This is a genomic window from Streptococcus shenyangsis, assembly GCF_006385785.1.
Taxonomy (GTDB): Bacteria; Bacillota; Bacilli; order Lactobacillales; family Streptococcaceae; genus Streptococcus; species Streptococcus shenyangsis.
In genome coordinates, this window is sequence record NZ_VFSH01000004.1 from 48734 (window position 1) to 65259 (window position 16526).

5 protein-coding genes and 1 pseudogene are annotated in these 16526 nt (G+C 39.8%); all 6 read right to left on the bottom strand.

The window, feature by feature from the left end; genetic code table 11:
• Positions 1 to 6469 (bottom strand): Ig-like domain-containing protein (locus FJR77_RS04215; RefSeq protein WP_216629101.1); only part of this gene is annotated, 6469 nt, incomplete at its 3' end.
• 929 nt (positions 6470 to 7398) lie between these two features.
• Positions 7399 to 8745, bottom strand: coding sequence for a type I glutamate--ammonia ligase (gene glnA / locus FJR77_RS04225; RefSeq protein ID WP_001122886.1), 1347 nt, complete (start codon positions 8743 to 8745; stop codon positions 7399 to 7401).
• Positions 8746 to 8781: 36 nt separating this feature from the next.
• A complete protein-coding gene (gene glnR, locus FJR77_RS04230) occupies positions 8782 to 9138 on the bottom strand; it encodes a transcriptional repressor GlnR (protein WP_000659551.1) in 357 nt (118 codons plus the stop codon).
• 76 nt (positions 9139 to 9214) lie between these two features.
• Positions 9215 to 9742: an FUSC family protein gene (locus tag FJR77_RS04235; protein ID WP_000119911.1), complete on the bottom strand. Its 528-nt coding sequence runs from the start codon at positions 9740 to 9742 to the stop codon at positions 9215 to 9217.
• A gap of 135 nt (positions 9743 to 9877) precedes the next feature.
• A complete protein-coding gene (locus FJR77_RS04240; RefSeq protein ID WP_001096743.1) occupies positions 9878 to 11074 on the bottom strand; it encodes a phosphoglycerate kinase in 1197 nt (398 codons plus the stop codon).
• A 185-nt stretch (positions 11075 to 11259) separates the two neighbouring features.
• Positions 11260 to 16275, bottom strand: a pseudogene (locus FJR77_RS04245) (endo-beta-N-acetylglucosaminidase); the annotation flags it as partial.
• Between the last annotated feature and the right edge of the window lie 251 nt (positions 16276 to 16526).

Below are 16526 nucleotides of genomic sequence, written 5' to 3' on the forward strand. Positions count from 1 at the left end.
TGTCTTTGGCTGGAACTTTGTCGTCTGGTTTCACTGGAGTGAAGTCTTGGTTGACTAAGTCTGTTCCTGGAATCTGGTGACTGATGCCAGTTGTTGGGTCTGTCACGGTTGCGGTTCCGTCTTCCCCTACAGTGACTTCCTTACCTGGGTTCTTCGCTTTGACTTTGTCTTCCACTTGTTTTTTCTCTTCTGGAGTTAAGTGCACTTTGTCTTTAACTGGAACTTTCTCGTCTGGTTTCACTGGGGTGAAGTCTTGGTTGACTAAGTCTGTTCCTGGAATCTGGTGACTGATGCCAGTTGTTGGATCTTTCAACGTTGCAGTGCCGTCTTCGCCTACAGTGACTTCCTTACCTGGGTTCTTCGCTTTGACTTTGTCTTCCACTTGTTTTTTCTCTTCTGGAGTTAAGTGCACTTTGTCTTTAACTGGAACTTTCTCGTCTGGTTTCACTGGGGTGAAGTCTTGGTTGACTAAGTCTGTTCCTGGAATCTGGTGACTGATGCCAGTTGTTGGATCTTTCAACGTTGCAGTGCCGTCTTCGCCTACAGTGACTTCCTTACCTGGGTTCTTCGCTTTGACTTTGTCTTCCACTTGTTTTTTCTCTTCTGGAGTTAAGTGCGCTTTGTCTTTAACTGGAACTTTCTCGTCTGGTTTCACTGGGGTGAATCCTTGGTTGACCAAGTCACTTCCTGGAATTTGGTGACTGATGCCGGTTGTTGGATCTTTCAACGTTGCAGTGCCGTCTGCTCCTACCGTTACGTCCTTATCTGGGTTCTTCGCTTTGACTTTGTCTTCCACTTGTTTTTTCTCTTCTGGAGTTAAGTGCGCTTTGTCTTTAACTGGAACTTTCTCGTCTGGTTTCACTGGGGTGAAATCTTGGTTGACCAAGTCACTTCCTGGAATTTGGTGACTGATGCCGGTTGTTGGATCTTTCAACGTTGCAGTGCCGTCTTCGCCTACAGTGACTTCCTTACCTGGGTTCTTCGCTTTGACTTTGTCTTCCACTTGTTTTTTCTCTTCTGGAGTTAAGTGCGCTTTGTCTTTAACTGGAACTTTCTCGTCTGGTTTCACTGGGGTGAAATCTTGGTTGACCAAGTCACTTCCTGGAATTTGGTGACTGATGCCGGTTGTTGGATCTTTCAACGTTGCAGTGCCGTCTTCGCCTACAGTGACTTCCTTACCTGGGTTCTTCGCTTTGACTTTGTCTTCCACTTGTTTTTTCTCTTCTGGAGTTAAGTGCGCTTTGTCTTTAACTGGAACTTTCTCGTCTGGTTTCACTGGGGTGAAATCTTTAGGCTGCGCTGTAACTATTTTTGGATCTGATGGTCTACTATCACCTTTCGTAGCTGTTGCTGTTACCTGACTTCTATCTTTAACACCTTCAGCTGGAATAAGGAGTTGCCCTGTACTTGAATCTACAGTTACACCTGCTGGTTTATCTGATGATGACCATGTTCCGTTTTTATCTTTGACTACTGTTACAGTTTTATTTTGTTCTTTCTCATCAGTGTAATTAACCGTGACTTTATCGGCATCCCCTGTTGGTGTCACTGTAACTGTTCCATCACTTGGTGCTATTGCCATTGGTGACGTTGGCTTAGAATCACGTACTTTGAAGACTTTAGATGCATCTAATCTATCTGTACTATCGTCTTTATAGGTCACAATCACATTATTACCATCAACTGTTACAGACTTAATTTTATCGCTAAAGGTTGGATTAGCTTGTTTTACAGCATTCTCAATTTGAGTCGCATCTGCATTGTCTAGTAATAACGGTGTTCCTGGAGCTTGCGCATCATATTTAAATGTTTGAGGTTTCCATACAAATCGAATACGTCCAGGAGCTCCTACATCATTAGCATGACCTACATGCTCATAGTTAGTATTTCCACTTGGATCTTCTGCAAATAAGTATCGTGAAATTTGCCCACTTTGTTCATTAAACTCACCCTTAGGAATCTCACCAGTTACCTTAAGAATAGCTGGAGAATTTTGACTTGCTGGCGTATCAGTGTGAATTTTAGTAGCCTTCAAGTAAAGTGCTGATCGAGTTTTCCCGTTCAAGTATGAATCTTCTGTACCTAGACCCTGTCTATTATCAGCAGCAAACGCTAGATGCAATTTAGAAATCTTACCAGAATTATCCCAAGCTTTCAGTGTAATATCGTTATTTTCCCCAGAGTAAACATAGATCTCTTGTCTAGCTGGATTATCATAAGGAATTTCAACTATTGGTCTAATCTTATCATTTGATTCAACCAGCTTGTCTCCAGATATTTCATGAGATATTCTTGATTTAGGATCAGTTACAGTGGCAGTACCATTAGTCGATACCTGTACTTCTTTACCAGGATTAGCATCTGAAACTTTTTTCTTAACCTGATTAACTTCACTCGGTGTTAAAGAAGTTACTTTTGTAACAGGTGTCTTAGCAGGAACTTTTGGCGTGAAATCTTGGAAAGTAGCAACCTTAGCATCACTTGGATGTGAGATATTTCCTGCTTCATCTGTTGCTTTAGCTGTAACATTACCTTTCGGAATTTCCTTAGTCGGATCGATAAGCGCTTTACCACTTGCGTTAGCTACACCGCGTCCTAGTTCTTGATTTCCATGATCATATAAAACAACAGATGCACCTGGTTCTGTATCTACTTCAATTTGAGTTCTAGTTCCAGCTTTATCCGTCAAGTTAGTTGGAATCGTTGGCTTACCTGGAGCTACATTATCTAAAACAACATTATCAGGTGTTTTTGCATTACCTTTTTGAACAGATCCTCTACCTTGGTGATTGTAGGTAATATTCCCGTTATTTTCAACAGTTACTTCTGACTTATTGATACCAGGATTGGCTTTTTCATAGGCTGTTTTAACTCTTTCTTTATCTGTTGGAGTTAAATGATTAATATCTTTTACAGGTACTTTCTCTCCTTTATTTGCTAATACATATTGATTAGCCTCTTGAGATGATCTTATTCCTGAAGCTTCCGTAATATCTTTATTTTCTGCAATAGCTTGGATTCTATCTAGGGTTTCAAATCTTGTACCTGAAGGCAATTCAAAGGTTACACTTCCATTTGAATTTGGTGAAATTCGTACATTCGCCGCATTTTCTAACGTCTTATAACGTCCAGAACCTTCTTTTTCAATTTTAACTTTTTTCCCTTGAATAACTGCAGTGATAATATCTGTTCTGCCTTGCGGAATAATAGTTACGCTTGTTGAACCATGATGAGGTTGCTGAATAGTCAAAGCTTGCGGTGCAGGTACTGTCGCTTGTTTTGGAGCACTTGCATCTGTTGTGTGATCACGATTATCAGTTGCTTTTGCTGTTACATTTCCATTTGGAATCGGTCTTGTAGGATTAATAGTAACTCGACCACTTTCATTTGCCGTACCTTCTCCCAATTCATGGCCTGAGTGATCGTAAAGTTTTACTTTAGAACCTGGATCTGCCGATACAGTAGTCGGTGTTTGTGTATCTGCCTTATCGATTAAGGATGTTTCTATTACTGGGCGTTTTTGAATAGTGTATGCCGAAGCTACTTTATCTACTGATTTATCAGGATAAGTGATGGTAACATTCCCTTTTTCATCTACTGAATAAGTTGCCTGATCTAATAATGCTCTGTATGCTGCATCTGTATATGTTCTATTGTTCTTCTCTTTAATCGCTGCAATGATTTTCTCTTTTTCTGGACCACTTACAGCGTTTGGATTGTCTACAGTAATCTTTTTATCAATAGAAATATCATATTTTTTCGCTACTTCAAGGACAGTGATAGTTGTGCTAACTTCAACAACTGCACCTCGATTACGTTGACTCAGACTAGCTGTTGTAGTCTTACTTTGACCAACAAAAGTAACTTTTGTATCTCCTAAAGGCTGTTCTAAAGAAATAGTACCCTTAAAACCTCCAAATGCATTTAGATGTGCCTTCCCACCTGCAGTACTTAGATAATTATGTGACAACTTTCCTTTTATTGGGAAGTTTCTTTCTAAATCTTCTTGAGTGTTTAGCCCTTTAGGTTTTAATGATTCTAAATATCTAGCATGAGCTTGAGTTTTAATCTCAATTTCGTCCCCACGATAAGCAACGATCCATTTTTTATCAACTCCAACAGTCAGACCTGATTTAGTATCTTGTTTCGATTCTCCATGACCTATTTGAGATCTTGTAACATTCACAGGGTCACTTTTCGCTGATTCTTTCCCTCCAGCTGGAGTTGAAGTCGCTCTAACTTGCCCTTCAGGTAAACTATTTAGAGGATGTACCGTTGCATATCCATCATTTCCAGCCTGAGCTTCTCCTATTAGCACATCATTATTATCGTAAAGTTTTACTGTTGAACCTACTGGTGCTTTTACTCTGACGTCTGCAGGTATACTTGCTTTACCTGTTAAGTCACTCTCGATGTGAGCACCAGATGTTAATGGAGCCTCTACTACATTGACAGGTTTCCATCCCTCAAGACTTCCGTAACCGCCTTCTTTCATATTTGAAATAACAGACGTTTGAGATCCTACTTTCATATCACTATTCAATCGTAAATTGATGATAGAATAGAACTTATTACTTGTATTATCTACTGAAGTAACAGTTGCTAGATTACTTTGAAGAGATTGCCATTGTTGATTAATCGTAGTACGTCTAATTGCAACTTGATGCTCTTGATTATTCGTATCTCTATACTTCAAATACGCCATCCCTGCATCATGTGGTACAAATAATTTAATATTACGTTGATTAGATGTAACCTCACCTACAGGATGTCCCGGTGAATGATCAATCCATGAACGTCCTAATGAAACATCCACATTCGTTGCTTCACTCTCTTTGCCATCAACACTTTGAGTTACTGTTATCTTATCTTTCGGTACAAGTTGTTCTCCAGTATCTGATAGATTACTATTTAAACCAGCATCTAGTGAAACAACCCAATGACCACTTCCATCAACTTTTGTCTTCTTAAAAGTATTTCCATTTTTCTTAACAGAAATAGTCGCTCCTGGTTTCCCAGTCCCTGATAATTGATTATCTGTTGACGGTACAGTCTGCATACGTACAGTGTCGTTGGTTCGAGTATAGTTGTGGTTAACAGTAGGAGCGCCTACTGCATTGACATGGATACCTACAGCAGGGAAGTCTGAATTTCGACTTGTAATCGCCGCCTTACCACTTAAGCCAGAATTTTCAAGAGTATTCTGTACAATAGCGGTCGCAAAGCGAGCAAAAAGATTGTGATGTGTTCCTCTAGTAGTTACTTCATAGACTATTCTATCTGGCACAGCTCCACCAATAAGTCTGTAGTGACCAATAAACATCTTATAATTAGAGAAAGGCGTACTAGCAGGGCGTCCTCTGGAAATTTCTCTCTCTTCTAGTACACTACCACCAGCTCCACCTCTTTCTACTACACGAATATTTTCAATAGTATCATCTGATGTAACTGCAATACCAGCCCAAGCATGATTCTTATGAGCCGGACGGACAGCCACTCTCCAAATAGTACGATCACCATCAATGTCATAATGAAGATTTTCAAACTGTTTAACTCCATCACCACTGATAGTACCTGAGTCGAGATTTCCAGCTACAGAACGATCAATTGATCGAGCTGCATAATGAGCTATTCTAAACCCAGAATAACCTTTTTTCTTCTTATCAAGAACATCCTCTGTCGCCTCATCTACAAGATTACTTTTCGTATCTATCGGTAACAGTTTATTATCTTTGTTTGGCAGTTCTAGACTATTAGCTTCCTTATCTACCTTGTTTAAGCTTCTATCGGAAGCTGTCACAGTAGGTTTTGAGCTATCTCTAGAAGTTTCTTCTTTACGAACTTCAGTAGCAGCCTCATTCGTGCTCTTATCTTCTAGTAAAGAATCCTTAGCATTGCTACTTTCAGCCTGATTAGCAGTCTCGTCTACCGCTTCAGCAGAAGGCACCTTACTCTCTTCTTTCCGCTCAGGTTGACTAGCACTACTTTCTTGCTCTTTTAATGTTTCTATCAGCTTTCTAATTTTTAGAATATGTTGATCAATATCCTCTGATTTAGCATCCTTATCAGAAAGCAAACGTTTGCTTTCATCAGTAAGCTGAAGAAGCTGATTAGACAATGGAGCAAGTTTACTTTCTTTTACCTTAACTACAATATCTTTAAGCTCATCCATCACTTGAAGAAGGGCTGATTTATCAACAACTTTTGTAGTTTTTTCTTCCAAATTCCTTTCAGCAAGCTCTTGACTATTTGGCAAGGGTTCTTCCTTAGCCCTACTCCTACCCTCATCATTTAGGGTCTTCTCAGTCGCTGCTGTATCAGGGGATACAGATAGACTATCTGCTCTAGCTACTCCATTTGCAAAAAACAAGAGGGCAGCTATAGCTACACTAGCAGCACCAAAATGGTACTTTCTAATCGAATAGCGAAAAACTTTTTCACCATTCCTATTATTCTTATGTCCAAACATAAATTTTTCCTTTCTATTTTTAAAATGACATAACTATATATAGTTTATCACAATAAGTTGATATAGTAAAATGATATCTGTAATAAATAATTAACAACTATAGAGTATTTTTATAACGAAGCAGTTCCTAGAATAGTAAGATTTTCGTTGAAAAAAGAGCGATTAATACATGACAAAAAATCTTTAAACTATTGATTCCTGTATGGATAAAATAAGTTCCACCGCTTGCATATATATATATATATATATATATATATATATATATGCAAGCGGTGGAACTACCCTCTATGTATGAATTTGTATATTTACTAATTAGGACTAAACTATAAAATTTTAGTATCTTGATTTTTACAAAAATAGCAATTATCCTTATTAAAGAAATATCAGAAAATTTAATATAAAAACATCAAATGCATCAAATCAATTTATGACAAACACACCTTATATTCATGTAGATTACAGCATACTATAGACGATAAAACCTCAATTCAAGAAAAAATAAAAAAACTTCTCATCTATTACACTCATCTAGCTGAAGCGCATAAAAGACATATTGTAATCGATCTTTATAGCTGATACTCAATGAAAATAGAAGAGTATGAGCAATATGAAAACACTATATCATATTTAAGTCGCAATAGTATAACACGACTTCTAAAACATTGTTAGGAATTATTTTGGACAATCCTAGACTCAATTCATTATCTTCCAATCTACTATAATAAACTTATGCTCAATGAAAATCAAAGAGCAAACTAGGAAGCTAGCCGCAAGCTGCTCAAAGTATAGCTTTGAGGTTGCAGATAACGCTGACGTGGTTTGAAGAGATTTTCGAAGAATATTAGTAATCTACAAAAGACTAAATGTAAGTACTCCAGTCTTTAGAACAACATAAAAAGGTTGCCCAAACGGACAACCTTTCTGTACCATTAATATAAATCTAAATAGTTATCAATTTCCCATTGTGAAACGAAGGTTGCATAACTTGCCCATTCGATTCGTTTGGCTTCAAGGAAACTAGTATAGATATGTTCTCCAAGAGCCGCTCTGACAACTTCATCTTCAGTCAAAGCCTTCAAAGCGTTGTGAAGGGTTGATGGAAGGTCTGTAATGCCAGCTTCCTTACGCTCTTCTGCTGTCATAATGTAGATATTTTCTTCGATAGGAGCTGGTGCTTCGATTTTGTTTTCAATACCATGCAAACCAACTTCCAAAAGAACCGCCATAGCGATGTATGGGTTTGCCATCGGATCCACTGAACGTAACTCAAGACGAGTTCCCATGCCACGTGAAGCAGGTACGCGCACAAGTGGCGAACGGTTACGACCAGCCCAAGCAATGTAAACAGGCGCTTCATAACCTGGAACCAAACGTTTGTATGAGTTAACGGTTGGATTCATGATGGCAGTATAGTTGTAAGCATGCTTGATCAAACCGCCAAGGAAATGATAGGCCGTTTCTGACAACTGCATTCCTTTTGGATCATTTGGATCAAAGAAGGCATTGTTTCCTTCTGCATCAAACAGGGACATATTACAGTGCATACCTGACCCAGCAATACCAAATTTTGGTTTGGCCATAAAGGTTGCATAAAGCCCATGTTTGCGAGCAATAGTTTTGACAACAAGCTTAAAGATTTGAATCTTATCACAAGCACGGAGAACTTCATCGTATTTAAAATCAATCTCGTGTTGTCCAACCGCAACCTCGTGGTGACTCGCTTCTACTTCAAATCCCATTTTAGTCAAGACATTGACAATCTCACGACGTGTATTGTCCGCAAGGTCAGTAGGCGCCAAATCAAAGTAGCCACCCTTGTCATTTACTTCAAGTGTTGGGTCCCCATTTTCATCTAGTTTAAATAAGAAGAATTCTGGCTCCGGACCAAGGTTGAAGGATTTGAATCCTACTTCTTCCATGTGACGAAGAGCACGTTTCAAATTGCCACGAGGGTCACCTGCAAATGGTTCACCTTCTGTTGTATAGACATCACAGATCAAACCTGCAACACTTCCATTTTCATCTCCCCACGGGAAGACTGTCCATGTATCCAAGTCTGGGTACAAGTACATATCTGACTCATTGATACGTACAAAACCTTCAATAGAAGATCCATCAAACATAGCCTTATTTGACAAGACCTTATCTAATTGTTCATCTGTAGCAGGAATTTCGACGTTTTTCATCGTTCCCAAAATATCTGAGAACATGAGACGGATAAAGGTAACATTTTTTTCCTTGACTTCACGACGAATATCTGCAGCTGTGATTGGCATGAGTTTTCTCCTTAATCTATGACTACTTGCGGTTGCCTAACCGCGACCAAAAGGTGATCGTACTGAAGCAAAACGTCCCTGTTGGAGAAGTTCATTGTGAAGTGCACGACGCACCTCAGTCTGACTCACCACTTTCTTGGACTTCGCTTCACGTTCAGCATATTTTTTCTTAATGGCAGCGATATTATAACCTTCTGAGATATAATCTTTGATTTCAAGCAGACGATCCATGTCATTCAAGGAATACATGCGACGGTTCCCTTCATTTCGATCAGGTTTAATCAACTCTTGATCTTCATAATAACGAATCTGACGTGCCGATAGATCTGTCAACTTCATAACACTGCCAATAGGAAAAACAGCCATGTTTCGGCGAAATTCTTTTTCCTTCATTTACAATTTCCTTCTTTCTGTCTATTATAGTCTAAAAAAAGACAAACGTCAATTGATAATGTTATAAAATGTAACATTATTTTTCTTTTTTCTCTAAAAAGAGCCGAATGCGATCAATATCGTAATTTACGAGAATTGCAACAAAAACTCCCATGAAAGTTTCCGATACACGAGCAAATACGTACAAAATTGTCTCTCCGCTCGGAATCGATAGGGTAATGATTAACATGGCCGCTACACCGCCAATAACGCCCGCTTTGTTATTCATGGCCACATTTGTCATAATGGTTAACATGGTGCAGATTGGAACAACTACTAAAGTTACCCAAAAAGCTTCATGGAAAAAGCCATTTAATAGGAAGAAGACCAGAGCATAGAAGCCACCGATACTATTTCCTAGAATGCGCGAAGTCCCAAAATGAACACTCTTATCAAAACTCTCCCTCAAGCTAAAAACGGCTGTCAAAGCACCGATTTGAAGACCTTTCCAGCCAAAAAAGCCAAAAATTAAGAGAACTAGAAAAACAGCAATACCTGTTTTAAAAGTTCGCATACCAAGTTTGAACTGGGATTTATCGAATTTATATTTTTTAAAATAACTCATAATCTCAACTTTCTATTTCCATTTTATCATAAATCGGTGATTTTTATGAGTAATAGTTGAGAGGAAGCGTTTTTATTTCAAGCAAAAGAAAAGAGGAACTTTCATCCCTCTCTTCTTTGATTCATTTATGAAATCTTATTTTTCTGTCAAGGCTGCAAGACCTGGAAGAACTTTACCTTCAAGAAGTTCCATTGATGCTCCACCACCAGTAGAGATCCATGAGAACTTGTCTGCACGTCCAAGGTTGATCGCTGCGGCAGCTGAGTCACCACCACCGATGATTGATTTAACACCTGGTTGTTTCACGATAGCGTCCATCACACCGATTGTACCAGCTTGGAAGTCTGGGTTTTCAAATACACCCATAGGTCCGTTCCATACAACTGTTTTAGCACCAGTCAAAGCTTCGTCAAATTTAGCGATAGATTTTGGACCGATGTCAAGACCAAGGAAGCCTTCAGAAACTGCTTCACCTTCAGTGTCACGCACTTCAGTGTAGCCAGCAAATGCGTTTGCTTCTTTTGAGTCAACTGGCAAGATCAATTTACCGTTTGCTTTTTCAAGAAGAGCTTTCGCAACATCCAATTTGTCTTCTTCTACAAGTGAGTTACCGATTTCGATACCTTGTGCTTTGTAGAATGTGTAAGTCATACCACCACCGATAAGGACTTTATCAGCTTTTTCAAGCAAGTTTTCGATAACACCGATCTTGTCTGAAACTTTTGAACCACCAAGGATAGCTACAAATGGACGTTCTGGAGTTTCAACTGCTTCTTGGATGTAGGCAATTTCGTTTTCAAGAAGGAAACCAGCAACTGCTTTTTCAACGTTTGCTGAGATACCAACGTTAGATGCGTGTGCACGGTGAGCTGTACCGAATGCATCGTTTACGAAGATACCATCTCCAAGTGATGCCCAGTATTTACCAAGTTCAGGATCGTTTTTAGATTCTTTTTTGCCGTCAACATCTTCGTAACGAGTGTTTTCAACCAAAAGAACTTGTCCATCTTCAAGAGCGTTGATTGCTGCTTCCAATTCAGCACCACGAGTGACACCAGGGAAAACAACGTCTTGACCCAATTTAGCAGCCAAGTCAGCAGCTACAGGAGCAAGTGATTTACCAGCTTTATCAGCTTCTTCTTTCACACGTCCAAGGTGAGAGAAAAGAATTGCACGTCCACCTTGTTCGATGATGTACTTAATAGTTGGAAGAGCTGCTGTGATACGGTTGTCATTAGTGATTACGCCATCTTTCAATGGTACGTTGAAATCCACACGAACGAGGACTTTTTTACCTTTCAAGTCAACGTCTTTAACAGTAAGTTTTGCCATGTTACAAAAACCCCTTTATTTATTTTATTCGAAACTATTATATCACACTTTGGAAATATAAGGAAAGATTTCACAAGATTTTTCGATATTTAATCTTCCTCTTCTTTTTTCTGTTTCAATGTCAAGGCTAAACTAGCGAGACCAAGGCTGGCTAATCCTGCTATTAGGACTTCGTTTGTATCAACAGTCCCTGTATTTGGTAATTGGGCGCTTGCTTCTTCTGATTTAACTGCTGTATTTTGGGCTGGTTTTTCTTGTGTAGGCGCTACTGCTGGTTCAGTTTTTACTTTTGTTCCAATTTCAACAATTTCTGGAATCGCCTCTTGGATGACCTCTGTTGAACGAAGACGACGCTGACCGTTTTCATCAACTTCAAAGACATGTCTTAACAGACCATCTCGTCCCTGTATGATGACTCGTTGTTCCCCAACTAGCAACTCAGCATTTTCATGTTCTTGACGGTCAAATGCAATCTTTTCCTCTTGAACTTCCAATTTAGGAGCCTTTTGTTGGTCAGACACTGGTTGATTAGAAGGTTTTGGAAGGTCTGTGTTTTGTGGTGCAGGATTTGCAGGGATGAGACCAGTACCTACTTCCACGATTTCAGGACTCGCTTCTTTCAAAACTTCTGTAGCGCGAAGCGTACGATTGCCTTGACTATCTACTTCAATCAAGCGACGGATTTGTCCCTCAACTCCTGCTTGGACAAGTTGACGCTGACCTTTGAGAAGACCTGCAGTTAGAAGTTCTTGGTGTTCGAAGGCAATACTTGTCTCTTCAACTTCTAATTTCGGAGTATTCACAACCAAATTCTTGACACCTTCAGTTGGTTCCTTACTTGAAAGAACTTTTGTTCCAATCTCAGTAATTTCTGGAACAGCTTCTTTAACTACCTCTGTTAAACGAAGAGTGCGTTTCCCTTGGCTATCTACTTCAATCAAGTGACGAATTTGTCCCTCAACTCCCTCTTGAACTAGTTGATGTTGACCTTTAAGAAGGCTTGCATTTGGGCGCTCTTGACGTTCGAAGGCTATTGTTTCAGTTTCCACAACTAGTCCAGAGAGGGCTTCAACTGTTGGGGCTACTTCATTTGGATCCTGGCTACCAACGTGATGGCTTTCTGCTGCAGGAGCTAGTTTCTTATTCAGCTGTTCTTTCATGTCCGCAAAAGCTTGTGGAGTTGGTGCTTGTGAGACCAACAAAGCCTCTGCTTGCGCAATTAGTTCTGATTTAGGATATTTTTCGCGGATGGATTCGAGTAAACTTTCTAATTCTTTCCTAGCAGCCTCATAACGCTGATTACCATCCAAGTTTGCGCCTGCTTGTTTCAATTCATTCAAAGCCTGATTAACATCTTCCTGACTGGCACCATGATTTTCTGCAACAGCTTTCGCTCCATTAAGTTTCTCTAGTAGCGTCGCTTGTTTGTCCTCACTAGAGAAGGTGTAAACAACCGTTGACTGACGACCTTGGACAGCAGTAATTTCTTGTTTGAGGTACTCATCGTTTAGTGCTGCTTTTGGAGATACCAAAACATCAAAGTTAACTTCATGACCTTGGTAACGAAGCTTCAAGGTTTGACGACCAGTCTTTTGAGCATCGTAACCAGAAATTTCAACTCCCTCATCAGTAAAGGAATGTTCTTCCATGGTGTCATTGCTATAAGCCACTGCAAAGCGTCCTTCAGACAAGTCTAAGCTATCACCAACTAGGTAATCTTTTTTCGGTTCCTGACTTACTTCAATTCCCAAAATAGTTTTCGGACTTGCTTCATCCTGGCTAGTGACAGTCACTGATAAATTAGCATGTACCGGTTGCCCCAAATATTGTAAAGTAAGATTTTGTTCTCCCTTATAATGCGTATCAAAACCTGATACTGACACACCTGCGTGAGTTAGGCGAATGAGTTCGTCCTCAGCTCCTCCTTCATACTGAACTCGAAGAACACCACCTCTAAGATCCAAATCTTCTCCTTCAGCATAACTTGTTTTCTTAGGTCCTGTTTCTAGGCTGACTGACTTGATTTTTCTGTCATCTTTTGGAACGGAAACTGCTAGAATATTACTAATTTCCTTGCCTGGCAACTGGGTACGATAGTAAAGAAGACCAGATTGATTTGTCAAATCCAATGGTGAACTTGCTAGGTCTCCTCCAACTTCGCTCTTCAAGGTTGCAAGCGGAGTTTGAGAATTTGGATTATCATAAACGGTAATGGTTGCTCCAGCTGGTACATCCGCAAAGCCAACTTGTACCTTGTTATTGCCTAGAGAACGGGCTGCAGCCTTGGCCATCGGAATATTGACACTCTCAGTATCAAGCTTTTCATACATTTTCCAGTTATAGATACGAATAGCCTTCCATGGAGTTCCATTGTCAGAAGTGACAACATTCAAGCGCCAATCTTGAGCTGTGATTGGTTTATCAAGGGTAATATCTGTAACATGGGCTTTATTGCCACGAACTTCCTTAGCCAACTTCCATTGACCATCCGCATCTTTATAATAGAGGTCAAAGTCTTTGGTGTTCATCAAACCGTCGTTTACAGATTCTCCACCAGCTCCAGCATGGTCCATCACCCATCTAACAACTGTACGTGGCTGGGTCAAACGAATATCCACACTACCACTTAACTGCCCAGAAGACCACTTGTCAGACAGACTGGTAATGGTACCATTCAACATACCTTCAATACCTTCTCCACCTTCAGTCTTAGGGAAAGTACTATCAATAACTGTTGCACCTGGAACGATATTTTCAGCTAGTGGTTTTGGTAGGCTGGTATCTTTTACAGTCATGCCCCAATCAAAGGTTGTAGTTGCAGCTTCTGAACGAACCCCATTTTTACCAACTGCTACAACCTTCAGTTCTTGAGTTGTACCTTGAGCACTTGCTGAGCGGCTAACTTTTGGTAGATAAATAGTTGTAGAAGATGAGCCAGTTAGTAATTTCCAGCTGTCTCCATCTTTTTCATAAACTTCATAGAAATCTGCATCCTTGTTGCCTTTAAATTGCACAACTGCTTCCGCTTCTTGGGCATTTTTTAGGACTTGTTTGGCTACAGCTACTGTGGTTGGTGCCTGAGGAGCATCTTGATTATTGCTGATGGTCAATTGCCCCAGGTTAAATTGATAGCCTTTTAAGTCTTTATCATTTTCAAAATAGAGTTTAATACCATAAATTGTTTTACCTGCCAAGGCACTCAAATCAAAATCATCGGTAGTCCAGTTATCTGAAACTGTCAACTCTTTACGGGCAGCTTCATCACCGTAGGTATAATCTTTCTTAGTTGCAAATTCTACATAAACCTTGGTACCCTTGCCTCCTTTGTGGGCAACATGCAATTTAGTTGTATCTGTCACCTTCAAGCGAGTAGAATACAAATTCACATCTTGCTTGGTCGCACCTGAAAGATCCCCTGCAAATTTGAGAGAAGTTCCACCATTATAAGCATCTTCAAAATCATAGCTTGCTTTCAACTTATCACCAGTTGATTTTTGCCACCAGCGCCATGTCGGAAGAACACCTGAAACTGAACGGTAATTCCACTCAGAATCCTTAGAAACCTTACCATCTACGAACCATTTTCTACCATGACCTGTATTAAAAGAAGTAGTAAAAGTATTACCTACTGCTGGCGTGCGGTCCGCAACTAGATTAGCAATACCATACCAATCTTTGTCACCTGGTTTTTGGCCAGTAGGATCACCTTGGTAACCTGTAAAGAAGATATCTTCATTCTTATGGTAATCTTCACCAGTTTTTCCTAAACTTGTAATGGTATCCGGGGCGAACAAACCAAGAGAAAGTCGTAATTTCCCATTTTCATCTAAAATGTCATTCCATTTGACCTTGGTCTTGTAGGAACCACCCTGTTGCAATTCCAAACCTGCAAATACATCATAAGGATTACGGCCAATCCAGTTGGCAGTTGTAATAGTGTAATCATTTTTAGCCTTATCCCAGTTAAAGTTAGCAAAGAAGTTATCTGCTGGAACCTTATCTCCTTCTGGTTGCATGAATTGGTAGTTGTATTCTCCCAAACCATCTTGGTGGTAACGTCCATAGTTATAAGTCATGGCATCGTACCAAGAATACTTGATTGGATGGTTTACCTTAGCAGCATATTCCTTGGTATAGAGCATAAACTGGCGCATCTTTTCTCCAAGAGGTTCAACCAAATTCCCAGTCGTTTCTTGGTTGATGAAATAGCCATCATAGCCATAATACTTGGCCATATCCACCAATTTACGGGCAATTGGGAAGCTACCATCTGGGTCTTGCTTCAAAGCTTCAGCGAATTTTTCTTGATCTGCAATACTATTAGACCAGTTGAAGAAGAGTGTGCCATATACAGGAACCCCGTTACGGTGACCTGCATCAATAATGTCAGGAGTTGGTACGAGACCTTCCCAGAAGACCATTGAATCTAGATATTGCCAATAGTCAAAAGCATAGGCCTTGAACTCTTCTCCACCAACAGAAGCATGGTCTTTTGCTTTAGAATTGGTGTTTGATAGGGCTTGAACTTTTGCTTCCTTGCTAGCTTTTTCATTGACTAAATGACCTGTCCGACGTGAAGCGAGAGCGACAGACCCGCGGTTAATAGCATCATCTTCACGAGCTCCTGGTTCCCATTTCAACAAATCTTCCCAAGAATTAAATTTGATTTCCTTTGGTTTTAATGTTTTTTCTGTATTTTTAGGGACATCTGGCTGGACTTCTTTTTCAGTCTTATTAGCTTCTGCTGCTGGCTTAGACTCATCTCCTTGGCTAGTTGCTTCAGGCTTTGCTTCCGTTTCCTTGTCAGACTTTGGTTTTGATGTGGCAGATGGTGTTTCTGCAACCACCTCACTTGGTTTTTCCTCTGGTTTAGCTACGCTTACTGCCTCTGCAGTTTCAGTAGTTGCAGCTTCATTGCTTGCTGGCGAAGCAATTTCAGATACTGTCTCTGCTCCTTCTGCCTTTTCTAGCTTGTTTTCTCCAGTACGTTCCCCTTCATTCTGCTTGTCGGCTTCACTAGTTGGATGCCCACTCTCTCCTGAAACAAGCTCTGTATTGGCTCCGCTATTTTCAGGAACTGCAGTTTCTTCAGCCAAGGCTGGACCAGCAAACAAAACAGCCCCAATCATCAGCGAGCAGGCTCCTACTGATAACTTACGAATACTATAACGACAACGTCTTTCAAAAAATGGATTCTTCATTTTCTCCTCCTAAAAGATTGATTTTGTTGCACAAAAAGAAAGCGCTTAACTTTCTTTATAAAATTTTTATCCCAATCACAGGGACCAAGATAATTCCTCCCTCATTTTAAGATATTTCTTTTAAATGTCAATATATAAAAGGAAATGCCTATATCTAGGTTAGAAATTGGTAAAATTAATATAATTAAGATCCATTCTCACGAATTTTCTTTCTAAAATCTTAGCTTAATACTTGTTAGATTTACTTTTAT